Raw genomic sequence first — 21822 nt, 5'->3', positions numbered from 1 at the left:
GGACCCATATTTGCTGCCCAGGGCACTGCGGAAGCAAAAGTTAGGCTCCCCTGATTCGGAACTTTGGCAAACCTTGCCACATCCAGTATGACGCGCAGCGAACGGCCGAAGTTCCCGTTGGGTTCCCGCTAATCGTCCGGGCCCATGGCCGCGGCCGCGGCCTGCGTGAAAAGCTCCACGGCCTGATTGCGGCTCAGCGATGCCAGCAGCTGCGCCGCGGCTCGCATGGTGTCGCCCACCATCAGGGTCGGGCCGTTGCCGAGGTTGTCGAACGCCTCGGCGATGACGTCGGACACGGCCGCCGCGTCCGGTGGCACCTCGTCGGGGGAAGCGATCTGGCCACGGCTGTATTCGAGTTCGCGCAATGCCGGTGTATTGGTCTTGCCCAGGATGAGGCCCAGGACGTCGACACCCTTGTCGTGCAGTTCGGCCCACAGCGCCTCGGCGAAGACCATGTCGAACGCCTTGGAGGCGCCGTAGGCGACCATGTTCGGTCCGCCGGCCAGCCCCGCTCCGGAACCGAAGATGACGATGCCGCCGCTGCCGCGCTGGACCATTGCGGGCGCGAAATGGTGACACAGCTGCATGGGCACCATGCAGTTGCGTTGCACCATCGCCTCGGCGGCTTCGATCGGATTGGCAAGGAACGGCTCGAAATTCGGGTCGGCGCCCGCGCAGTACACGAGCATTCCGATCTCCAGGTCAGCGGTCGCCGCGGCGATCGTGGCTGCTGCACCGGGCTGCGCGAGATCGATGGCCACGGTGCGGGTTTGCGCCGGCGTCTTGGCTTCGATCTCGGCCGCCACCCGGTCGAGAACGGCTTGCCGGCGGGCCAGCAGTACCACGTTGACACCTCGCTCGGCGAGCCCTTCGGCGAACGCGGCACCCACGCCGTCGGAGGCTCCGGCCACCAGCGCCCATGGCCCGTATTGTGTCGCGAAGGTCATCTAGATGCCCCTGACCGTCGTAATGCGGACCTGGGTGTAGCGGCGGCGGGCGATGCGCCACCCCGCCGGCGTCCGCACCAGGTCGTCGTCGTAAAAGCCGATCGCATTGACGCCAGAGTTGTTGTCGCCGGCCATGATCAGGCCATCGATGTAGCTGCGTGCCGACGCGTTGTCGCCATCGAGCGTGATCGCCTGGTTGCTCAGGCGGTGCAGCGTGTGCCCCGCCAGGGCGTGCGCTTGCTCCATGAAGTCGGCGACGGCGTCGACGCCGTGCCAGCTACCGATCTCGCCGTAGTCGAGTTCGCAGTCGTCGATGAACACGGTGCGAAACAGCGGCCAATCGCGCCGGTCGATCCCGGTGGCATAGCGCACCAGCAGCTCGGAGATGTCTTGCCGGTCATCGCGTTCGCTCACGTGAGGTCTCCATTCGGACGGACGATGATCCGGGGCGGGCCATCGGACCTGCGGGCCTGATCGAGGCGTCGGGCACGTCGTCGAGGCCGGCGCTAACTTTTTCGAATAATCGATATAAGATCTCGAATGTTCGTCCAACTGTAAAAACGCGGCCACAAAGGAGTCAAGCGATTCGCGGATCGACGTCGGCGCCGACCGCCCGGGTGCTCGATGTGGTCGAGCTGCTGGCGCGGTCCGGAAATGCCCGGCTGCGTTTCTCCGACGTGGTGCGCGAGCTCGATCTCACTCAGGCGACCGCGCACGCGATCCTCAAGACGTTGTGTGACCGCGGGTGGGCCAGCCGCGACCCGATCGAGAAAACTTTCACCCTGGGCCCCGCACTCGCCGTGGTGGCAGCCCGTACGGACACCGCCCGGCCGCTCGCCCACGCGGCACGGTCCGCGGCCCTGCGACTCTCCCACGAAGTCGGCTACGCCTGTTCGGTGGTCGAGAAGTTCGGTGATTCCTTGGTGGTCACCGCCTTTGAGGGCGAACCAGCCACGCAGCCGTCCGGCATACCGGGTGATCGCATTCCGTACGCGCCGCCGTTCGGCGTCGCGATGGCGGCCTGGGACTCCGAGGAGGAACAACGCGCGTGGATCCGGCGTGGCGCGGGCGGCAATCCTGACCGCACGCAGCGCCTCCAGCAGGTGTTGGCGCACACGCGTGAACGCGGCTTCGACGTCGACTGGACGACGCCGGCACTCGCGCAGGCGGTGCAGGTGGTCGGCACTTTGGACAGCAGCGAGATGCCGACCCCGGTGCGCCACATCATGGACCAGTTGCTGGTCGAGTTCACCACCATCGGGTTTCTCTCCGACGACAACCCCGGTCGCCGGAAGCAACCCGTGGTGACCATCGCCGCGCCGGTTTCCGACGACCGGGGCCGCGTTGCCCTGATGGTGGCCGTACACCCGCTGTGCGCGCTGAGCGCGCGACAGATCCGGGACATCGGAAAACATCTGACCGACGAGACGACCGAGCTCAGCGGATCGCCGCCGCAACCGGCCGCGACCAACACCGCTATGTAGCGCATCGCACAAAAGACCGAACCCGGACGGCGGCCGTTACGCGCTTGGGAGCGGGGTAGCCTCGGCTGGGAGGCGAAAAGTGGTGGCACGTAACTTCGTTGTGGACGAGCTTGCCGATTTCGTCGTCGGCGCGCGGCCGGCGGATCTGACGGGACGACCGCGGGCACTGTTGAAACGCAACGTCCTCGACAGCGTCGCGTGCGCAGTCGGTTCACTGGACGGCGAGCTCATTCCGAGGATTCGGGAACACGCCGCCCAATTCGGGGGCACCCCGACGGCCACCCTGGTCGGCGGCGGGCGAGCATCGGTGGACCAGGCGGCCTTCTTCAACGCGGTGCTGGTGCGCTATCCCGATCTGCTCGACACCTATCTGACGGTCGGCGGGCTCTGCCATCCCGCCGACAACGTGGGGGCGCTTCTGGCCGTGGCCGAGCACACCGGCGCCGGCGGGGCCGACTTCCTGCTGGCGCTGGCGCTGGCCTACGAGATCCAATGCCGTTTCAGCGCGCAGGTTCCCGTGATGGCACGCGGACTCAACCACGCGCTGCAGCTGTCAATGTCGGTTGCGGCGGGTAGCGCGAAGCTGCTGGGGCTGAGCGCCGAGCAGACCGCCAACGCCATCGCCGCCGCGGCGGCCGACAACGTGTCGCTGGCGACGGTGCACGCCGAACCGGTTTCGAACTGGAAGGGCATCTCACCGGCTATCACCGGTATGCGCGCCGTGTACACGACGATGCTGGCTGCCCGCGGCATCACCGGCCCCAAGTCGCTGTTCGAGGGCCCGCACGGGTTGGTGCAGCTGTTCGATCAGCCCATCGATCTCCACACCGCCGACCGGGGGCTCACCTGTGTCGAGCAGACCTACTTGAAGCAGTACTGCTCACTCATCCATGGCCAGGTGGTGATCGATGCTGTCCTGGCCGTGCGCAGTGAGCACGATCTGCGCGGTGCAGATGTCGCGCGGGTAGTCCTCGAGGTATTCCAGGGGGCGTACGACTTCGCCGGTGGGGGCGCGTATGGCGACAAAGAACATCCGACAACCAAGGAGCAGGCCGACTACAACCTCAAGTACCTGACCGCGGTCGCCCTACTCGACGGCGGCGTCGGCCCCGAACAGCTGGAGAACAAACGGGTTTTGCGAAGCGATGTCTCCGACCTGCTGTCGCGAGTGGAGGTCAAGCCGGCCGCCGACCTGACGGCGGGCTATCCGCAACGCACGGCGGCGCGGGTGCACGTGATCGCCAGGGACGGGCGAGAGTTCAGCCGCGAGCAGTCGGATTACGAGGGATCACCCACCTGTCCGATGTCCTGGGAACGCGTCGTGGACAAGTTCGGCTGGCTTGCCGAACCCTTCTGCGACGAGTCGCTGCATGACGAGATCGTCGCCGCGATAGCTCGGCTCGACGAGATCCCGATCGCCCAACTCACCGGCCTCCTCGGATCGGTGCTTCCCACCGCCCGGTGCGCGCGCAGCAAGCCGCGCTTCTGACGCCCTTCTGACACACGTTGTGCGCGTCCCCCTTGCGTGGCCGACCGCCCGCCATGAATGATCCGGCCATGGGTAAAGAACACGGCCGCAATCGGTGGGAGCTGGTCACCTGCGCGGTTGCCGGTCACGTCACCTATGCACCCGACGAGCAGTCACTCGCCGACCGGCTGAGCGGCAGCACCGGGCTGGGTGAAGTGTGGCGCTGCTTGCGGTGCGGCGAATTCACCGTCGGTGAGCCGCACGGGCGGGGTCGCGCCGAAGACGCGCCAATGATCATGCGCGGCAAGGCGTTACGACAGGCCATTATCATCCGCACGCTGGCGGTGGAACGCTTGTTCCGGGCGGTGGTGATTGCGCTGGCGGCCTATGCGGTGTGGAAGTTTCGCGGGGCGCGCGGCGCCATCCAGGCCACCCTCGATCGCGACCTGCCAATTTTTCGCACCGCTGGATTCAAGGTCGATCAGATGACCATCGTGCACGAACTGGAAAAGGCGCTGGCCGCCAAACCGTCCACCCTGGCCCTGCTGACGCTGATGCTGGCCGGTTACGCGCTGCTCGAAGTCGTCGAAGGGGTGGGCCTATGGCTGCTGAAACGCTGGGGCGAATACTTCGCGGTGATAGCCACCTCGGTCTTCTTGCCGCTCGAGATCCAAGACCTGGCCAAGGGCCTCACGATGACCCGGGTGGTGACCTTCACCATCAACGTCGCCGCGGTGATCTACCTGCTGGTCTCGAAACGGTTGTTCGGGCTGCGGGGTGGGCGCGAGGCCTACGACCAGGAGCGACGCGGTGAGCAGCTGCTCGACGTCGAAAAGGAGGCAGCGGCGAATTGACCTGCTCGCGGGTGTCGACGGTTACGTCGGCGTCTGCTTGGGATGGATGAAAATTCCCTCGGCTTCCACGGTGACGCCGTCCTCGTCGGCCAGGTGTCCGACGGCGAAAATCTTGACCCCGTCGACGCGTTCGACGTGAGCCTCCGCCCGTAGTCGCCGTCCCAGCGCCGTGGGACGTCGATAGCGCAGGGTCAGCGTGCCGGTGTACGCGGGCCGGTCGGGCTGGTGGGCCGTCGCGCCGAGCACATGATCGAGCACCAGAGCGCACACACCTCCGTGGACAGTGCCCGGTGGGCCTTCGTAGGCGGCGCCGAGCACGAATTCCGACCACACCAGTCCGTCCGGATCGTGATGGATGACCAGTGGCGGCGCCACCGGGTTACGCAGACCCACCACGGCATTGCCCCACGCGATGGTCTGGCCATCGGGGGAGCGGTGCACGCCGAACGGTCCGGGTAGTAACGCATCACTCAATTCGTCTGCCGCACTGTCGATCCTGCTAATCGCCGCAGCTACCGCCGTGGGCCCGGCTTCGGTGCGGATGCTGATGTCGAGGAGTCGGCGGACCGATTCGGCCAGCGGCGCGTAAACCGACTCGAGCTGACTGAAATCAATGCAGGGCGTCCGGTCATGCATCCTGGCAACTTAACAGTGCGGCCACCCAGTGGGCGGTGGCCGTCGGAGTTGTCGATTCACCGCGCATACTGCGCTGAGAACGGAGGAGTCAATGGGGACCTATGCGATAACCGGGGCGGCTTCCGGGATGGGCCGCGAGACCGCACGGCGCCTTCGGGACAACGGGCACACCGTCATCGGTGTCGACGTCAAGGGCGGCGATGTCGTCGCCGACTTGTCGACACCCGAGGGGCGCGAAGAGGCTGCCGACCGCGTTCTGGCGGCCTCGGGCCACAGACTTGACGGTGCCGTGTTGGCTGCCGGTCTGGGTCCCGGCCCCGGCCGGGATCGGATCCGTCAGATCGCTGCGGTCAATTACTTCGGGGTGGTCGAATTGCTCGTCGCCTGGCGTGCAGCGCTGGCCACCACCGGACGAGCGAAAGTCGTTGTTGTCGGCAGCAATTCGTCTACGACGGTGCCCGCGGTGCCGCGCCGCGCTATCAACGCGCTGCTTGCCGATGACGCCGACAAGGCGCTGCGATCGGTGCGGCTATTGGGTCCGGCCGCGCCGACCATGATGTATGGGGCTTCCAAAATCGCCGTCAGCCGATGGGTGCGGCGACACGCGGTGCAGCCGGAGTGGGCCGGGTCGGGCGTTCGCCTGAACGCCCTGTCTCCCGGTGCGATCATGACACCCCTTCTGGAACAACAGTTGTCGAATCCCAGGCAGGCCAAGGCCGTCCGGTCGTTCCCGGTACCGATCGGCGGCTTCGGTGACGCCGGACACATGGCCGAGTGGATGTGCTTCATGCTGTCGGATGCGGCTGACTTCCTCTGTGGTAGCGTGGTATTCGTCGATGGCGGCACCGATGCGTATTTCCGCCCCGACGACTGGCCGAAGGCGGTACCTGCACACCGATTGCCGGGTTATCTACGCCGGTTCAAAGGCTTTCACTAGACGCACTGTTGCGTTTCCCTCGTTGCGCCGCGGGTGTGCCGTACACCACAGGCGGCTTTTCGTCACGTTTACCGCGGCGCGGCGTCGTCGTAAAGCGGCTCCGGTGCAATTGAATGAGTCGGCGCACAGGCCGAAAGAACAAAGGAACACATTGTGGCTACACTTCCGGCCTGGGTCAGCCAGGCTCCCGCCACTTTCGACGTGGTCGCGCCGCTGAAGGCGCGCGCCTTCGACGCAGTGCACGCGGTGCTCAAAAGCACGCGGCGCCCAGCGGCCGCGGGCCCGCGCGTCATGCCCAGGGGCGTCGAACGCTGTTGACGGTCCGGTCGGGCAGACTGGGGCGACGGTGGATGACTACGCGAAGCACGACGACTACTGGAACCACAACACCGCCTATCACTCCTGGCTGGTCGGCATTGCCTCGCGGAACCGCGGCGACGTGCTCGATGTCGGATGCGGGGAAGGGCTCCTGGCGCAGCGGTTAGCCGCGGTGTCACGCAGCGTCGTGGGGATCGATGCGGACCCGATATCGGTATGGCGCGCGTCGGAGCGATTGCAGCCGATCGGCAACGCCTCGGTGGAACTGCTGCGGTTCGAGGATCTCGAGCGGGCCGAGCGTTCCTTCGATCTCATTACCTTCGTCGCCAGCCTGCACCATCTGCCGCTGCGCGACACATTGCGTAAAGCGTGTCAAATGCTGCGGCCCGCAGGGAAACTCGCTGTCGTCGGGCTGTCCGCCAACAAGAGCGTCACCGACTGGGTATGGGCCGGTCTCTGCACACCGGCCGCGCGCGCAGGGTCGCTGCTGCATCGGGAAACCCGCGGCATCGGCGTAACGGTGGCTGATCCCCTCGAAAGCCTGGCCCAGATTCGCCAGGCAACCAAAGACGTCTTACCGGGGGCCCGCATCCGACGAGGTCTTTATTACCGGTACCGCCTGCTCTGGCACAACACCTGACCCCGCCGCCCGAGCGCGTTCGCGTCGGCGGGCCCGCGAGACCCGCAGATTGACGGAGTTGCCGCACGTCTTGACGTCGTGCCAGACTCCGCTGTTGTTTTTTGAGCGGTCGTAGAACATCGACCCGCACCGGTGGTTGTGGCATCGCTTGATCCGCCGCCAGGTGCCGGCCCGCTGACTCAACAGGATCTCGCCCCACAGCGCCGAGGCCAGCCAGCGCCAACCGCCGCCGCTGGGATCCAGCCGCACCTCACCGGCATCGGACAGCGCGAAAGATGCGGCCACAGCGCCCGGTCCGCGCCCGTCCGGCGGTTCGCCGGCCACCAGCTGCTCGATGGTGGACCGCAACGCGCGAAGCTTGACCAAATCCGCATCACCCAGCTCGGGCGGCTGCAAGTCCACGTCTCGTTCCGACGACCACGCCCGCACCGCGGCGCCGGCCCACTCGCGGGCGAGGTCCACGCCGGCCAGCAGGTCCGGCCCGTACCCGCCGATGGCGCGCGTGTTCAGGAAGTCCTGGACCAACGCAAGGCCCCCGGGTGCCGCGGCACACCCGTAACGCTGTGACGCACCCCACGATGAAGACATAGACAAATGTTAGTTGACTACGTCGCTCGGTTCAACTACCGTGACGTAATCAAAATTGTTTTGCCTAAGTCAAAGGAGCAGGGGCCATGGTCAACGTCAAGGGGTCAACGGTGCTGGTCACCGGTGGACAGCGCGGTCTCGGCAAGGCCATCGTGGCGGAGTTGCTGGAACGGGGAGCGGCCAACGTCTACGCCACCGCGCGGGCGCCGAAGGCCAGTCAGGATCCTCGGGTAATCAGCGTCGAATTGGATGTCACCAAGCCAGATTCGGTTGCCGCGTTGGCGGCCGAGGCAACGGACGTCGACATCGTCATCAACAATGCCGGTGTACTCGGCGCCGCGAGTCTGCTCAGCAGCGACATCGAAGAGGTGCGGGCGGTGTTCGAGACGAATTACTTCGGGGCGCTGCGGGTGGCCAAGGCGTTCGCACCGATCCTGGCCGACAACGGCGGGGGTGCACTGGTCGACATCGCCTCGATCTTGTCCTGGATGCCCGGATCCGGCGGGTATGGCGACTCCAAAGCCGCACTGTGGTCGACGACGAATTCGCTGCGTATCGAACTCGAGAAGCAGGGCACCCTGGTCGTGGCCGCGCACCTCGGCTTCACCGACACCGAGATGACCGCCGGCTTCGACGCACCCAAGAACGACCCGCGCCAGGTGGCGCACGCGATCATCGACGGCATCGAACGGGACGACACGGAGGTGCTGGCCGACGACGACACCCGCTACGTCAAGGCGGCGCTGTCCGGACCGGTCGAGGCGCTGCCCCGGATGGGGTGAACCGCCCCGTCGCTGTTGCGACGGCCGAACGTCTCGACGCCTCGGCCCGAAGTCACCGACGCACCGAGTGGCCCCACGTGTTTGGATAGCGATATGTCCGATACGGAAGCTGAACGCATCGTGAGCGCCACCCGCGTGATGTCGGCCAATGCCGCGCGGATCTTCGAACTGATCGCCGATCCGTCCCGCCAGCCGAGCTGGGACGGCAACAACAATCTGGCGTCGTCTGCTTCCGGCCAGCGTGTCCATCGAGTGGGTGACGTGTTCAAGACGACGCTGACCAATGGAGCGGTGCGGGAGAACCACGTCACGGAATTCGTCGAGGGCAGCAAAATTGCTTGGCGGCCAGCCGAACCCGGCAAGCAACCCCCGGGTCACCTGTGGCGTTGGGAGCTCAGCCCGGTCAACGCCGAACTCACCACGGTCACCCACACCTACGACTGGACGGCGCTTTCCGACGCCACCCGCCTCGAGCGCGCCCGCGCGACGACGGCGGACATGTTGCGCGAGTCCATGGACCGGCTCGCCGTGCTGGCGCAATCGCCGGAATAGGTCCGGCTCGCGACATCGGGACCGCCCGACGAATCAGCCTTTCTTGCCGCGTACCCACTGGAACGTGCCGAGGTTCTTCACCCGCACGCTGGCAAAACCGTTGTCTTCCAGGGCATCGCCGATCTCGTCGTCGTCGAACGCGTGCGCCCCGACATTCGGCAGCATCTGCCAATAGCGAGCCAGGCGCCCGGCTGTCGGGACCATGACGGCCAGCCTGCCGCCGGGGCGTAGCACGCGGGCGATCTCGGCAAGGGCGGCCGCCGGATCAGGCACCAATTGCAGCACTGCGGTCGACACTGCCACATCAATGGTGCTGTCCCGCAGCGGAAGTCGTTGCGCGTCCGCCCTGATGAAGCCGACCCGCGGCCCGGCCTCATTGCGCACGGCGCGGCCAAGCATCGGTTCGGAGATGTCGACGCCGAGGGCCAGCCCGTCCGGACCGGCGGCACGTGCCAGGGACGCGGTGACGTTGCCCGGGCCCGAGCCGACGTCCAGCGCAATACCGCCCTGCGGGACGTCCAACCACTCCAGCGGCAGTTGCCATGCACTGATCCAGCGCCGGGAAAGCGCTTGGGCGTTGTCGTAGAGCATCGATCCGATCGGGGAGGCCCACGCCGCCTGGATGGGGCCGGTGTTCTTCTCGACTGCACCGTCCTTATCGGCGCCGAGCAGGTCGAGATAACCCCGGCTCACGTCGGGATCGGCCGGCGGGTCGATGAGCAGGTCCAGCGCTCGCCGGAGCGCGGGAGGCAGCGAGATGTGCACGTCGGTCATGCGTACTCCTTCGATGAAATGCCAAGCTAGACGCCAGAAATCGAATGGAAAGCCGCGAAGCCTCGGCTCGGAGTAAGTCCCCGTTCGCAGCCTACGCCGAGGACCTTGACGCTTCGACCGCCGCGATATGTCGGGTCGGTTACCGGTGGACGACGGCGTGCTCGCGGACCAGGGCGTACAGCCGCCAGTAACCGGGGACGCCCTTGAGCGCGGTCTCGCCGCGGTCGCCGAACCGGTGCCGCGATCCGGTGACGATGTCGCGCAGCGTGGACGACACCAGTACCTCGCTGGGCCCCGCGAGCGCCGCCACCCGCGCGCCGATGTGTACGGCCATGCCCGCGACGTCCGCGCCGCGCACCTCGACCTCGCCGGCGTGAATGCCGACCCGCACCTCGATGCCCAGAACGTGGACGGCAGCCACGAGTGCGTCGGCGCAGGCGATCGCCGCGCTCGGACTGCTGAACGTCGCGACGAATCCGTCGCCGGCCGTATTGACTTCGCGGCCGCTGAAGCGCTGCAGTTCGTGGCGCACGATCGTGTCGTGGTTGTCCAGCAGGTCGCGCCAGCGGTGGTCGCCGAGCACGGCGGCGCGCTCGGTGGAGCCGACGATGTCGGTGAACATGATGGTGGTGAGCAGCCGCTCGGTGTCGGAGGCCCCGCGTACCCCGGTGATGAATTCTTCGATCTCGTCGAGCATGGGTGCGGTGTCGCCGACCCAATACAGGGCGTCCTGCCCGGGCAGTTCGACGAGACGCGACCCGGGGATGCGTTCGGCGAGATAGTGCGCGTGCTCGACGGGGCTGAAGCCCGGGTTGTCGCGATGCAGGATCAGCGTCGGCACGGTGACGCGGGGCAGCCTGTCGCGGACGTCGCCCTCCCTGACCTTGTTGATGAACGCACGGGCCATGCTGGGTGACGCGGCCCGATTACCGGCCATGTCCCACCACGAGCGGAACGCGACATCATCCGCCACGGCCGGCGCGATGATGCCGAGCATGTCGAAACCCTGCTCGACGGCGTCGGGCTCCATCCCGATCGACGTGAATCGATCGGCGGCGTCGAGCTCAGCGCCGATAGGGTAGTCGGGACCCCGCAGAGTGCGTGCCGCGCCATTGGCGATGACCAGGCTGTTGACTCGATCGGGGTGGTCGGCCGCGAGAACCACACCGGCTAGCGAGGTGAACCCCGGGGCGAAGATTGTGGCTCGCTCGCAACCGGCGGCATTCATGACCGCGAGCGCATCGTGCGCCCACGATTCCGGGCCGAGCATGTCCAGCGAGGGAACCCGGGACGACAGGCCGATCCCGCGCTGATCGAAGCGGATGACTCGGCAGAACGACGCGAGCCGGCGATGAAAGCGGTACATCGAAGGCTCGAGGTCGACGCAGTCGATCGGGATCAGCGGGCCCGGCAGCACGAGCAGGTCCATCGGGCCATCGCCAAAGACCTGATAGGCGATGTCGATCTCGCCGCAACTGGCGTACCGGGTCCGCGGAGCCGCAGAACTCCCAGCCACGGCTCAAGGCTAGTTCAGGATGCCGACAATTTGAGCCCGTCAGCGGGCTTGCTCGCGGCTGAGGATCGGAACGAGATAGCGGGCGGCGTAGTCGCGGACCGCGGCCGGATCCGAGGTGTCGAGCCGGTCGGTGGGGAAGACGATGATGCCCAGGGCGACGCGAAGCAGGATGTCGGCGATGTTTTCCAGGTCAGACTCGGCCATGTCGGCGCCGCAGCGGCGCAGGGTGTGGGCGATGCCGTCGGCGAACTGGCGAATCGGGAAGGCATGCGACCGGGAGAACATGCCGAACAGTTCGGGTTCGCTCTCGGCGATCCGCGAGTACAGCGGTGAGTCTTGAACCAGGCGGACCCCGAGCGCGAAGGCCTCCACCACCGCTTGCTGAGGGTCGCAACCCGTCGTCGCCTGGTGCAGGGTGCTGAAGAACAGTCCGGCCTCGTGCCGCACCACCTGGGCGAACAGATTCTCTTTGGTCGGAAAGCGACGGTAGATGGTGCTGCGGCTGACCCCGGCGCGGGCGGCGACGTCGTCCATATTGGCGCGACGCACGCCGTAGGTCTCGAACACGCTTCGCGCGGTATCCAAGATGGTGCGATCGAGATCGGTGAGCGCCTCGGCAATGGCAGAACCCGGTTCGGACTGCATGATTGGCGGCATCGTATCAACTTCTGGGTAGAGTTCATCGCCGATTTCCCGGGCGCGAAATCTGCCCGGAATGTGCAACGTCAGCGAGCGCTCGCTACGCTGTGAAACAAAGATACGCTTTTGTGTTATTGATTCCCAGCGCTTGGACACCGTCATGCGCCACACGGGCGCGACAGGGAGGTGGGCATGACCGCCCAGAACGACGAGTCGCCCGCGACAACGGCGGGGTCGCGTTTCGACACCGGCGTTCGCGAAGCGATGCCCATGCCCGTCGACGACGAGATCGCCGATGCCTCCCCGCGGCTGGGGCCGGATTCGTTGATCTGGAAGTTCTACGGGGACAATCGGACTCAGCTCTTCGGATTCCAGCGCACGGCGGGCGTGGAGAACTGCATCGAGCAGCTCGCCCAGGGCGTGCTGGATCATTCCGTCATCTTCAGCGACACGCTGGGCCGGGCCAAGCGGACCGCGCCGCCCCTGATGAACACCGTCTACTCCGACCAGCCCCACGAATGGGGCCGCAAAGTCCGGGACTTCCACAAGACGATCAAGGGCACCGTCGGCGACGGATCGAGATATCACGCGCTGAATCCGGAGCTGTTCTACTGGGCGCACGCCAGCTTCGTCGACCAGGTCATCTACAACACCGACATGTTCATTCGCCGGTTGTCGCACGCCGAGAAGGAACAGATCTTCAACGAGGGCAAGCTCTGGTACAGCCTGTACGGCGTCAGCGACCGGGGACAACCGCAGACCTATGACGACTTCGTCGCCTACTGGGACGAGATGCTCGAGCGGTTCGTCCCGCACAAGACCGTGCTGTACGGCACCGGCTATATCCGCAAGGGCATACCGGGTCCGCGCCGCATTCCCAAGCCGGTCTGGAAAATCCTGTCGGCGCCCCTGAACGCCTACACCCGGCTGATCGTGGTCGGTACCCTGCCACCGCAGATGCGCGACGTGTGCCAGCTGCACTGGGATGCCAAGAAGGAGAAGCGCTTTCAGCGCATCGCCGCAGCCATCCGAGCGCTCAACCCACTCCTCAATCGGCTGCCCGTCCGAGTCCTGTACACGAGCTGGGCGGCCGCGGCTTGGACCCGCGCTGGCGTTGACCCGCGCCGGCTGCATAACAGCCCGGCCGGGTAATCGGTCTCCGGCGCGCCCCCGTCGCGGCGTCGGCCGTGACACCGCCCCTGCGGATAAGGCATCGTGGTTAGCCGGCTCGGCATTGGGGCATTCCGCTACGTCGGCCGGCTGGGCCGGTCGATCGAGCCGACGGCAGGGCGACCCGAAGGAGAACCGCGATGCAGATGACGGGCAATACCGTTCTGGTCACCGGTGGTGGCAGCGGGATCGGCCGCGGACTGGCTGAATCGTTCCACCGGTTGGGCAACCAGGTGATCATCGCCGCCCGGCGCAGCGACCAACTGAAGGCCGTCGCCGAGGCCAACCCGGGCATGCAGACCCTGTCGCTCGATCAGGGTGACGCCGTCGCCATCCGGCGATTCGCCACACACGTGACCGACCAGTACCCGGACCTCAATGTCGTGGTCAACAACGCCGGCATCCAGCGGGTCGAGGACCTCACCAGTGGCAATGTCGGTCTTGCCGAGCAGTCGGTCGCCATCAATCTGCTGGGCCCCCTCCGGCTGACCTCGGCGCTGCTGCCGGCACTGCTGCGTAAGCCGCAGGCCACGATCCTCAACGTCACGTCCGGCCTGGCCTTCATGCCCAGCGCCCTCACCCCGACCTACTGCGCCTCCAAGGCGGCGCTGCACTCCTACACCGAATCGCTGCGTTTCCAGCTGCGCGACTCGTCGGTGCAGGTGATCGAGATCATTCCGCCGCACGTACAGACCGCACTGCAGGGCGAGCGGGGATTCGACCCCCGGGCTATGCCGCTGGAGGAGTACATCACCGAGACGATGGCACTGTTGCAGACGCAGCCGCAGGCCAAGGAGATCGTGGTGGAGCGCGCCAAGATGTTCCGGTTCGCCGAGCGTGACGGCACCTACGACGACATCTATCCCCGTTTCAACGAGACGATCACCGCCATGTTCGGCAGTTAGGCCGCCGGCGTTTCACGCGGCAACCCGCCGGTGCTGCGCGCGATTCTGCGCCCCGAGCCGCGGCCGCTGCCCGATTACTTTCGTGAACTGGCGTCGCGCTGAACACCGCATGCACGCCAATGAAACTCCCTGTGAAATAAGGCGTTACGGCGACACGGCGACATGTGCGGGCGTTCGACGTCCTTGGCGTACCGGCGCTCGATGGGACAGGATCGAGGACATGGCCGAAGTCGACTTCTCGTTGTTGGACGTCCCGCGATCAGCCCCCGTGGCCGATGCCGAGGCCTACTTGCGCGCGGCAATCGCTTGGCACTTCGGCGACGACACCGGTTCGCCGTTTTGGCTGCGGACCGCCCGCACGTTGGACTTCAATCCGTTGACCGACGTCAACACCTTTGCCGATCTGCGGTTGTTTCCCAACGTGGTCAACGAATTACGCAGTGTCCCGGTGGAGGATCTCATTCCGCGCGGTTACGCGGCCCAGGCATCGCCGCCGCCGCCGCTGATCTTCGAATCCGGCGGCACCACCGGCGCGCCGAAACGCACTGTGCAAATGCCGGATTGGGTCGCACAGGTCGTCGAATGGCAAACCCAGGACTTCGCCGCGGGCGGCTTTCAACGGGGCCAGGGCTTTCTGTGCCTGATGCCGAGCGGGCCGCACGGCGTCGGCTACTTCTCCCGGCTGGTGTCGCATCGGCTCGGCGCGGTCTTCCACGCCATCGACATTGATCCCCGCTGGGTCAAAAAGATCGCCGCCCGCCCGGCTGCCGCCGAAGTCGCCGCCTACGTCGACCATGTCGTCGAGCAGGCCGTCTTCGTGTTGCAGACGCAGAGTGTCGCGAACCTGCACACCACCCCACCGCTGTTGGAGGCGATCGCCCGCAACGATCGAGTGGTCGACCTGGTCAACGACAAAATCCGCTACCTGCTGCTCAGCGGCGCACACGTGGACGCCGACACACTCGATCTGCTGCGCGGCATCTTCCCCGCGACGACCATCACCATGGCGTTCGGCAGCACCATGGTGCTGTCACAGGCGGTCACCCGGACCGCCGATGGTGACTCATTCGTCTTCGACCCGCGCAGCCCGTATGTGGTGTTCTGGGTGGTTGATCCCGACACCGGGGAACGGGTGCCGTACGGGCAGCGGGGTCAGGTGGTGATGAACCACATCAGCAAGGGCATGTTCATACCGAACAACCTGGAGCGCGACCTGGCGATCAGGATGCCCGGGCCGGCGGGCGAACTCAGCGATTCGGTGAGCGAGGTGCGGCCGGTGTCCACTTTCGAGGGTGAGGCTGTCATCGAAGGTGTGTACTGAGCCTGATGGGTGAAAACATCGCCGCCGCAACCAGTCTGGTATCCCTCGACGCGCTCGGCGCGGACGGCGAGTACCGGACCCGCAAACGTGAGGTCATCGCAACCACCACCGGCACCGCGGTGGCGGAGTTGAGCATGGCTCCGCCGCTGTACGTTTCGCGCACGCTGGGCGCGCAGCGCAAGGCCGCGCCGCTGCCGGTCGCCCAGCGCGCGGCCGCGCTGTCCCGGGCCGCCGAAATCTTCGCGAACGGCGTGATCGGCGGACTGGATTTCGAGGGCTATGTCGGATTGGCCGGCCGGATTTCGGGCATGCCGATCGCGTTCACCCGCGCCGGGGCGCGCGGTGTGGCCGACGCGGTCGCCGCCGCGTTCGATGCGGTCCTGCCGGCGCAGCCGGTGGGCGCGACGCTGGACTGGCGCGAGGAGCGCACCCGCGCGGGCAGTGCAGTGTGGGGGCGACGCGGAGAGGTGTTCGCCGTGCACGCGGCCGGAAACGGCCCGGGCGTCCATGCGCTTTGGCCCCAGGCGCTCGCGCTGGGCTACCGGGTCGCGGTGCGCCCATCGCGGCGCGAACCGCTGACGGCGCATCGGCTGGTATGCGCGCTGCGGCGGGCCGGCTTTCGCGACGAGGACGCCGTCTATCTGCCCACCGACCATGCCGGTGCCGACGAAATCATCCGGTCGGCCGACCTCGCCATGGTGTACGGCGGCCAGGAGGTGGTCGACAAGTACGCCGATAATCCGGCGGTGATCGCGAACGGGCCGGGGCGCACCAAGATCGTGATCACCGCCGACCGGAACTGGCGTGAATATCTCGACGTCATCGTCGACTCGATCGCCGACCACGGCGGCATGGCATGCGTCAACACCACCGCGGTGCTCTATGACGGCGACCCGACTCCCTTGGCCCACGCCATCGCCGAACGGTTGGCGACCATCGAGCCACTACCCACCGATGACGAGCGAGCGCACCTACCCACCCAGCCCGTCGAGAAGGCGCGGGCCCTCGCCAACTTTCTGGCTGCCAGCGCCGTGGGGTCTACCGCGGTGCTCGGCGCCGATCAGGTGGTCGCCGAGCTCGGCGACGGCTACGCCGCGCTGCGCCCGGCCGTTCATCTGCTGGCCGAACCCGACGTGGACAAACTCAACCTCGAGCTGCCGTTCCCCTGCGTGTGGGTGTCGGCCTGGTCGCGCGGCGCCGGGGTGGAGCCGTTGCGGTCCTCGCTGGTCGTCACCGCGATCACCGGCGACGAGACGCTGATCGACGATCTGGTCGCCGAGCCGACCGTGGGCAACGTGTACTGCGGTCACCATCCGACGTGGTTGCGCGCACCGCACATTCCGCACGATGGATTTTTGGCCGACGCCCTGATGCGCAACAAGGGATTCATCAGGGATTAGCATCGCCCGGCGGCGGGCAACAAACCCGCGAGCCGCTTACTCTCCGAAGCTCCCGTGCGGCGACGCCACCGACATGGCGCCCGGGCCGCCTGAAGAACCCAGGTGGCTGGAGGCGAAGGCGACTCCCTTGTCGATGATCGAGCCGTCGTCGGCGTAGGTGTCGTGCGCCGCGAAGTTCATCCCGTCAGAGCACACCGGGTCCTCGGTGGCGCACACCTTGACCGTCTTGTCTTGGTAGAGCGGGCCGATGACCACCGGCGGTTCGCCGAGGAAGTTCATGGCCCGCACGTTGGGCATGCCGAAAAGCACGACCGACGAGACGTGGTTGGCGACCTCGGGGGCCAGCGGTTTGGGGACGGTGTTGGGGTCGATGCCGTCCGGGACCGCGGCCGAGGTGACAAAGCCCATCACGGCGGCACCCTGGGAGTAGCCGCTGAGCACCATCTTGGTGTTGGGGCAGTCGTGGGCCATCGAAATCACGTGGGCGCTCGCGTCCCTGATGCCATCGAGCCCGGTGTCCCACTGCTCGGTGGCGGGGTAGTTGACGGGGTAGACGTCGAACGAGCGTCCGCCGACGCGTTGGTGCAGCGCGTCGACGAAGGCCTGACCGGTGGGGCCCACGCCCGGGGCTTCACCGGTGCCGCGGGCGAAGACCACCTGCACGTCCGGACACTGCGCCGAGGCCGAGGGGATAACGGAAGTGGACAAGGCCGAAACGGCCACGCCCGACGCTGCGATAACTGCTGCTGAACCGAGGGAACGAATCACGTGACGTGCGATCATGCCGCCATTGTGCCCAGCCAACACGCCCCTTAAACACAGGAAACACCGAAATTACCGTGTTCTCATAAACTAATCGCCGCTGATGCGGGCCGGCTGAGTTTGCTTGTGCGCGGAGCTATCCGGCGCGGGCGCTCGGGCTTGCCTCGCCCACCGGTCATCGAGGTGCCCCGTGGGCCGTCATCACGACCGGGGCGGAGCGCGGCCCCGTGGTGCAATATGGTCTGCTACTTGTAGTTACGAGTCGGGGGCACGGTGAAGCAACAGCCGACCCCGGCGAGCGGCTCGAGTGAATGCGGCAGCGAAGTTGAACGCGATAGCGCAGGTCCTGAACACGGTCACGGACCACGTGGCCAATCCGGCGCGGGTATCGGATCCCGACAAGTTGCGCGGCACCGTCTCCGGCAAGACCGTCTTGGTGACCGGCGCCTCCTACGGGATCGGTGAAGCGACCGCGCGCAGCCTGGCGGCCGCGGGAGCGACAGTCCTCGTCGTCGCCCGATCCGAGGAACGGCTCTGCGATCTGACGGAGTCCATCAACGCCGGCGGGGGTCAAGCGGTCGCCTACCCGACCGACCTCACCGACGAATCCGCGGTGAGCGCCCTGACCAGGCAGATCACCGAGGAGCACGGCCCGCTCGACATCGTGGTCAGCAACGCCGGCAAGTCATTGCGCCGCTCGCTGCACGACCAGTACGACCGGCCGCACGACTTCCAGCGCACCATCGACATCAACTACCTGGGACCGGTGCGGCTGCTCCTGGGGCTGCTGCCGGCCATGCGCAGCAATGGCAGCGGGCACATCGTGAACGTGTCGAGTGTCGCCGTTCGGGTGGCCCCGGGCCCGCAATGGGGTGCCTATCAGGCGTCGAAGGGCGCCTTCGACCGGTGGCTGCGCAGCGTGGCTCCGGAACTGCATACCGACGGTGTCGACGTCACCACGGTCTACTTCGCGCTGGTCCGGACCAGGATGATCGCGCCTACCCCGTTGCTGCGCCGCCTGCCCGGACTATCGCCGGACGAAGCCGCCGACGCGATCGCCAAAGCGGTGATCGAGCGGCCACGCACCATCGAACCGCCCTGGGTGCTGCCGGCCGAGTTGGCCTCGGTGTTGCTGGCCGGGCCGGCCGACTACGCCGCCCGGCTGTGGCACCGCCGGTTCTTCACCGAGTCCGACACCGACGAGGCCGACCATGCCGAATGACCGGCTGGTCCCCACCGCCGCCCGGGCCCTGCTGCACTCCGGTCTGCTGAATCCGCCGGGGCCGCTTGCGGGTTTCCGGCTTCTTCGTGAGGCACGCCGGGGCGGCACGAATCCCTACACGTTGTTGGCGGTCACGACCGCCCGCTGGCCCAACCGCACGGCGATCGTCGACGACGACGGCGCGCTGAGCTACCGCCAGCTGCAACAGGCCACCGAGTCGTTGGCGCGGCGGCTCTCCGACGACGGTGTTGTTGCCGGACAGGCGGTCGGGGTGATGTGCCGCAACGGACGCGGTTTCGTGGCGGGCGTTTTCGCCGCTGCCCTCCTGGGCGCCGACGTCGTCCCGATGAGTACCGAGTTCCGCAGCGACGCGCTGGCCGCCGCGGTGCAAGCCCACCGCATTTCAGCCGTGGTCGTCGACAGCGAATTCACCGAGCGGGTCCGGGCCGCGGACGAATCGGTCGTCACGGTCGATCCGGCGACGGTCGGCACCGACGAGGGCACCCGCGGACCGGCCGTGGCCGCCCCCGGCCGCATCGTGCTGCTGACGTCGGGCACCACCGGCAAACCCAAAGGGGTGCCGCGCACACCGCAGCTGCGCTCCGCGGTGGGCGTGTGGGTGACGATCCTCGACCGCACCCGGTTGCGCACCGGGTCGCGAATCTCGGTGGCAATGCCCATGTTTCACGGGCTCGGGCTGGGCATGCTGATGCTGACCTGCGCGCTCGGGGGCACCGTACTCACGCGCCGTGAATTCGACGCCGAGGCCGCGCTGGCGCAGGCATCGTTACACCGCGCCGACGCCTTCACCGCGGTGCCAGTCGTGCTCGCGCGCATCCTGGAGCTGCCCGAGCGGGTGCGGGCGCGAAACCCCATGCCCTATTTGCAAACCGTGATATCCAGCGGCGACCGCCTCGACCCCACACTGGGCCAGCGATTCATGGACGCCTACGGCGACATCCTCTACAACGGCTACGGCTCCACCGAGGTCGGGATCGGTGCACTGGCGACACCGGCGGATCTGCGCGAAGCACCCGAAACCGTCGGAAGGCCGGTCGCGGGCTGCCCGGTGCGCATCCTTAACAAGAACGACAAACCGGTCGGGCCGCGGGTCACCGGCCGCATCTTCGTCGGTGGCGAATTGACCAGCGAGGGCTATACCGATGGCGCCGGGAAAGCCGTCGTCGACGGCATGACCAGCACCGGCGACATGGGCTATCTCGACAACGCGGGCCGGCTCTTCATCGTCGGCCGCGAAGACGACATGATCATCTCCGGCGGCGAGAACGTCTATCCGCGCGCGGTCGAAAACGCGCTCGCCCAGCATCCCGCCATCGCCGACAACGTGGTCATCGGTGTCCCCGACGAACGGTTCGGTCAGCGCCTGGCGGCGTTCGTGGTGGCACAGCCGGAAGGCGAGATCGACCTGCCGGAGCTGCGCGAGTACCTGAAGGCCCGGGTCTCTCGCTTTGAACAGCCCCGCGACATCAACATCGTGGACAGCATTCCGCGCAACCCCACCGGCAAGGTGTTGCGCAGGGAGCTGCCCGGCTGAACACGATCGTCCGTCTCCTTACTCGCGCCGCTACACGGCACTCGCCGTCGCCGGACTGAAGGCTCACTCTTCGCCGGGTTCCAGGGCGGCGACCTGCTTGGCCAGCCAGTTGGGTGCCAGCGCCGAGATTGCGGTGGCTCCCGCCGTCGAACCCAACACCCCCGACCAGGCGACCGGCCCCAGCGGCGTGCACCCGAAGAACTGGCTGAGCACCGGGGTTTGCACGATCCCGACCAGTACGCCGGCGCTGCCCAGGGCGGTCGCCACGACGAGCGGGCTGTGCCGTCGTGTCAGCAGCGTCTGCGCCAGCTGCGTCGTCACGAGCGCTGTCAAACCCATTGTCGCCGTGCGGCGCTCGGTTCCCGGCGTCCAGCGCCCGATGCCCCAGGCGGCCGTTGCCCCGGCGGCCGTGACGGCGCCGCGGGTGACGATCTGGCGCATCAGCGGGGCGTCGAGTGAGGGCGTGGGTCCGGTCAGCACGGCGCGGCGGTGCAGGCGGCGCGCCTCTTCGGCGGCTTCGGCGGATTCGTACTCGGCTTCGTCGGGCTCGACGTATTGCGAGGTGACCGCGACCGCGAGCGCGGGGAACATGTCGGTGAGCAGGTTGACCAGCAACAGCTGACGGGTTCCCACCGGGGCACGTCCGGCGCCGAAGGCGGTACCGATGATGGTGAACAACACCTCACCGACGTTGCCGCCGACCAGAATCGTGACGGCGTCGCGAACCCCGGCCCACATGCTGCGGCCCTCGACCAGGGCGTCCATCAGCACGCCCAGATCCTCGTCGGTCAAGACGATGTCGGCGGCTCCGCGGGCGGCCGACGAACCGCGACCGCTCACCCCGATGCCCACGTCGGCCATCCGGATGGCGGCGGCGTCATTGGCGCCGTCGCCGACCATCGCGGTCACGCGCCCGCAGCGCTGCAGGGCGCCCACGATCTGCACCTTCTGCTCCGGGCTGACCCGGGCGAACACCTGCACATCGGCGACCATCCTGGCGCACGCGTCCTCGTCGAGACCGGCGAGTTCGGCACCGGTCATCACCCGGGCGTCCTCGGGCAGGCCCAGCTGCCGGGCGATCGCCCGCGCGGTGACGGGATGGTCGCCGGTGATCAGCACTACGTCGCGGCCGGCGTCCACCAGCGCTTCGATCAGTGGGCGTGCCGACGCCCGGGCGGTGTCGGCCAGACCCACATAACCCAACAGCTCGAGGTTCTTCGCCGCGGCGTCCACGGCGTCGGCGTCGGTGTCGTCGTCGTCGGTCTCGTGCTTCCAGCCGCGCTGCAAGTTCGCCGACCCGGAAGCCGACCAAGAGCGGGCCGAGGCGGTGGTGCACGGCCTTGCCGAGCAGG

23 protein-coding genes are annotated in these 21822 nt (G+C 67.2%); 14 read left to right on the top strand and 9 right to left on the bottom strand.

The genetic code is table 11. The features are described from left to right. Nucleotides 1–128: 128 nt before the first annotated feature. Both A5782_RS24545 and A5782_RS24540 read right to left on the bottom strand, forming a co-directional pair. Entirely contained in the window at nucleotides 129–947 is an 819-nt protein-coding gene (locus tag A5782_RS24545; RefSeq protein ID WP_067104881.1) for an SDR family NAD(P)-dependent oxidoreductase, read from the bottom strand. Continuing rightward, nucleotides 948–1361, bottom strand: a complete 414-nt coding sequence (locus A5782_RS24540; RefSeq protein ID WP_067104879.1) for a nuclear transport factor 2 family protein — start codon at nucleotides 1359–1361, stop codon at nucleotides 948–950. Between the two features lie 203 nt (nucleotides 1362–1564). Between A5782_RS24540 and A5782_RS24535 the strand changes: the two genes are divergently transcribed. The 3 genes from A5782_RS24535 (at nucleotide 1565) to A5782_RS24525 (ending at nucleotide 4753) form a co-directional block, all read left to right on the top strand. Continuing rightward, nucleotides 1565–2431, top strand: a complete 867-nt coding sequence (locus tag A5782_RS24535) for a helix-turn-helix domain-containing protein (RefSeq protein WP_067104877.1) — start codon at nucleotides 1565–1567, stop codon at nucleotides 2429–2431. A 100-nt stretch (nucleotides 2432–2531) separates the two neighbouring features. Next, nucleotides 2532–3920: an MmgE/PrpD family protein gene (locus A5782_RS24530; RefSeq protein ID WP_067104875.1), complete on the top strand. Its 1389-nt coding sequence runs from the start codon at nucleotides 2532–2534 to the stop codon at nucleotides 3918–3920. Between the two features lie 68 nt (nucleotides 3921–3988). Continuing rightward, entirely contained in the window at nucleotides 3989–4753 is a 765-nt protein-coding gene (locus A5782_RS24525) for a DUF2127 domain-containing protein (RefSeq protein ID WP_067104896.1), read from the top strand. 21 nt (nucleotides 4754–4774) lie between these two features. On the opposite strand, the gene A5782_RS24520 is transcribed toward A5782_RS24525, so the two are convergent. Beyond that, a complete protein-coding gene (locus A5782_RS24520; protein ID WP_067104872.1) occupies nucleotides 4775–5389 on the bottom strand; it encodes a PaaI family thioesterase in 615 nt (204 codons plus the stop codon). A 91-nt stretch (nucleotides 5390–5480) separates the two neighbouring features. Here A5782_RS24520 and A5782_RS24515 point away from each other — a divergent pair, with 91 nt between their 5' ends. The 3 genes from A5782_RS24515 to A5782_RS24510 all read left to right on the top strand — a co-directional run bounded on the left by A5782_RS24515 (nucleotide 5481) and on the right by A5782_RS24510 (nucleotide 7284). After that, complete coding sequence (locus A5782_RS24515; protein ID WP_067104870.1) at nucleotides 5481–6326, top strand: SDR family oxidoreductase; 846 nt, start codon at nucleotides 5481–5483, stop codon at nucleotides 6324–6326. A 153-nt stretch (nucleotides 6327–6479) separates the two neighbouring features. Next, on the top strand, nucleotides 6480–6644 hold the full coding sequence (locus tag A5782_RS26605; RefSeq protein ID WP_197694337.1) for a hypothetical protein: 165 nt from the start codon (nucleotides 6480–6482) through the stop codon (nucleotides 6642–6644). Between the two features lie 28 nt (nucleotides 6645–6672). Further along, on the top strand, nucleotides 6673–7284 hold the full coding sequence (locus A5782_RS24510) for a bifunctional 2-polyprenyl-6-hydroxyphenol methylase/3-demethylubiquinol 3-O-methyltransferase UbiG (RefSeq protein WP_067104868.1): 612 nt from the start codon (nucleotides 6673–6675) through the stop codon (nucleotides 7282–7284). On the opposite strand, the gene A5782_RS24505 is transcribed toward A5782_RS24510, so the two are convergent. Then, nucleotides 7219–7809, bottom strand: a complete 591-nt coding sequence (locus A5782_RS24505; RefSeq protein WP_067104866.1) for a CGNR zinc finger domain-containing protein — start codon at nucleotides 7807–7809, stop codon at nucleotides 7219–7221. The two genes, A5782_RS24510 and A5782_RS24505, sit on opposite strands and share 66 nt — an antisense overlap. A gap of 149 nt (nucleotides 7810–7958) precedes the next feature. Here A5782_RS24505 and A5782_RS26600 point away from each other — a divergent pair, with 149 nt between their 5' ends. Together A5782_RS26600 and A5782_RS26595 are read left to right on the top strand one after the other, a co-directional pair. Next, on the top strand, nucleotides 7959–8654 hold the full coding sequence (locus tag A5782_RS26600; protein WP_067104865.1) for an SDR family oxidoreductase: 696 nt from the start codon (nucleotides 7959–7961) through the stop codon (nucleotides 8652–8654). Nucleotides 8655–8747: 93 nt separating this feature from the next. Continuing rightward, complete coding sequence (locus A5782_RS26595) at nucleotides 8748–9206, top strand: SRPBCC family protein (RefSeq protein ID WP_067104864.1); 459 nt, start codon at nucleotides 8748–8750, stop codon at nucleotides 9204–9206. Nucleotides 9207–9239: 33 nt separating this feature from the next. On the opposite strand, the gene A5782_RS24490 is transcribed toward A5782_RS26595, so the two are convergent. The 3 genes from A5782_RS24490 to A5782_RS24480 form a co-directional block, all read right to left on the bottom strand. Continuing rightward, nucleotides 9240–9980 (bottom strand): methyltransferase domain-containing protein, encoded by a 741-nt coding sequence (locus tag A5782_RS24490; protein ID WP_067104863.1) that lies wholly within the window; start codon nucleotides 9978–9980, stop codon nucleotides 9240–9242. A 139-nt stretch (nucleotides 9981–10119) separates the two neighbouring features. Further along, nucleotides 10120–11496, bottom strand: coding sequence for an adenylate/guanylate cyclase domain-containing protein (locus tag A5782_RS24485; protein WP_067104862.1), 1377 nt, complete (start codon nucleotides 11494–11496; stop codon nucleotides 10120–10122). A gap of 39 nt (nucleotides 11497–11535) precedes the next feature. Next, nucleotides 11536–12141, bottom strand: a complete 606-nt coding sequence (locus A5782_RS24480) for a TetR/AcrR family transcriptional regulator (RefSeq protein WP_067104893.1) — start codon at nucleotides 12139–12141, stop codon at nucleotides 11536–11538. Nucleotides 12142–12327: 186 nt separating this feature from the next. Between A5782_RS24480 and A5782_RS24475 the strand changes: the two genes are divergently transcribed. The 4 genes from A5782_RS24475 to A5782_RS24460 all read left to right on the top strand — a co-directional run bounded on the left by A5782_RS24475 (nucleotide 12328) and on the right by A5782_RS24460 (nucleotide 16931). Next, on the top strand, nucleotides 12328–13287 hold the full coding sequence (locus A5782_RS24475; RefSeq protein ID WP_067104861.1) for an oxygenase MpaB family protein: 960 nt from the start codon (nucleotides 12328–12330) through the stop codon (nucleotides 13285–13287). Nucleotides 13288–13445: 158 nt separating this feature from the next. Then, the gene (locus A5782_RS24470; protein ID WP_067104860.1) at nucleotides 13446–14210 is read left to right on the top strand and encodes an SDR family oxidoreductase; all 765 of its coding nucleotides are present in this window, start codon (nucleotides 13446–13448) and stop codon (nucleotides 14208–14210) included. Between the two features lie 220 nt (nucleotides 14211–14430). After that, nucleotides 14431–15531: an AMP-binding protein gene (locus A5782_RS24465; protein WP_067104859.1), complete on the top strand. Its 1101-nt coding sequence runs from the start codon at nucleotides 14431–14433 to the stop codon at nucleotides 15529–15531. Nucleotides 15532–15566: 35 nt separating this feature from the next. Continuing rightward, on the top strand, nucleotides 15567–16931 hold the full coding sequence (locus A5782_RS24460) for an aldehyde dehydrogenase family protein (RefSeq protein WP_067104891.1): 1365 nt from the start codon (nucleotides 15567–15569) through the stop codon (nucleotides 16929–16931). A 36-nt stretch (nucleotides 16932–16967) separates the two neighbouring features. On the opposite strand, the gene A5782_RS24455 is transcribed toward A5782_RS24460, so the two are convergent. After that, nucleotides 16968–17714 carry a cutinase family protein gene (locus A5782_RS24455; protein WP_067104858.1) on the bottom strand — a complete coding sequence of 249 codons (747 nt, stop codon included), beginning with the start codon at nucleotides 17712–17714 and terminating at the stop codon, nucleotides 16968–16970. A 304-nt stretch (nucleotides 17715–18018) separates the two neighbouring features. Between A5782_RS24455 and A5782_RS24450 the strand changes: the two genes are divergently transcribed. Beyond that, entirely contained in the window at nucleotides 18019–18915 is an 897-nt protein-coding gene (locus A5782_RS24450) for an SDR family NAD(P)-dependent oxidoreductase (protein WP_197694339.1), read from the top strand. Continuing rightward, entirely contained in the window at nucleotides 18905–20470 is a 1566-nt protein-coding gene (locus A5782_RS24445) for an AMP-binding protein (RefSeq protein ID WP_067104856.1), read from the top strand. Before A5782_RS24450 ends, A5782_RS24445 begins: the two co-directional genes overlap by 11 nt. A gap of 63 nt (nucleotides 20471–20533) precedes the next feature. Here the strand turns inward: A5782_RS24445 and A5782_RS24440 are convergent. Next, nucleotides 20534–21822 (bottom strand): cation-translocating P-type ATPase (locus A5782_RS24440; RefSeq protein WP_231986777.1); only part of this gene is annotated, 1289 nt, incomplete at its 5' end.

The sequence above is a fragment of the Mycobacterium sp. 852002-40037_SCH5390672 genome (assembly GCF_001665875.1).
Classification (GTDB): domain Bacteria; phylum Actinomycetota; class Actinomycetes; order Mycobacteriales; family Mycobacteriaceae; genus Mycobacterium.
This window is presented reverse-complemented; position numbering and strand designations above follow the sequence as displayed.

What these genes read in the sequence shown, in the direction of transcription:
- A5782_RS24545 (WP_067104881.1), bottom strand. Translation starts at nt 947, where the DNA reads ATGACCTTCGCGACACAATACGGGCCATGGGCGCTGGTGGCCGGAGCC.
- A5782_RS24525 (WP_067104896.1), top strand. Translation starts at nt 3,989, where the DNA reads ATGGGTAAAGAACACGGCCGCAATCGGTGGGAGCTGGTCACCTGCGCG.
- A5782_RS24520 (WP_067104872.1), bottom strand. Translation starts at nt 5,389, where the DNA reads ATGCATGACCGGACGCCCTGCATTGATTTCAGTCAGCTCGAGTCGGTT.
- A5782_RS24515 (WP_067104870.1), top strand. Translation starts at nt 5,481, where the DNA reads ATGGGGACCTATGCGATAACCGGGGCGGCTTCCGGGATGGGCCGCGAG.
- A5782_RS26600 (WP_067104865.1), top strand. Translation starts at nt 7,959, where the DNA reads ATGGTCAACGTCAAGGGGTCAACGGTGCTGGTCACCGGTGGACAGCGC.
- A5782_RS26595 (WP_067104864.1), top strand. Translation starts at nt 8,748, where the DNA reads ATGTCCGATACGGAAGCTGAACGCATCGTGAGCGCCACCCGCGTGATG.
- A5782_RS24490 (WP_067104863.1), bottom strand. Translation starts at nt 9,980, where the DNA reads ATGACCGACGTGCACATCTCGCTGCCTCCCGCGCTCCGGCGAGCGCTG.
- A5782_RS24480 (WP_067104893.1), bottom strand. Translation starts at nt 12,141, where the DNA reads ATGCAGTCCGAACCGGGTTCTGCCATTGCCGAGGCGCTCACCGATCTC.
- A5782_RS24475 (WP_067104861.1), top strand. Translation starts at nt 12,328, where the DNA reads ATGACCGCCCAGAACGACGAGTCGCCCGCGACAACGGCGGGGTCGCGT.
- A5782_RS24470 (WP_067104860.1), top strand. Translation starts at nt 13,446, where the DNA reads ATGCAGATGACGGGCAATACCGTTCTGGTCACCGGTGGTGGCAGCGGG.
- A5782_RS24465 (WP_067104859.1), top strand. Translation starts at nt 14,431, where the DNA reads ATGGCCGAAGTCGACTTCTCGTTGTTGGACGTCCCGCGATCAGCCCCC.
- A5782_RS24455 (WP_067104858.1), bottom strand. Translation starts at nt 17,714, where the DNA reads ATGATCGCACGTCACGTGATTCGTTCCCTCGGTTCAGCAGCAGTTATC.
- A5782_RS24445 (WP_067104856.1), top strand. Translation starts at nt 18,905, where the DNA reads ATGCCGAATGACCGGCTGGTCCCCACCGCCGCCCGGGCCCTGCTGCAC.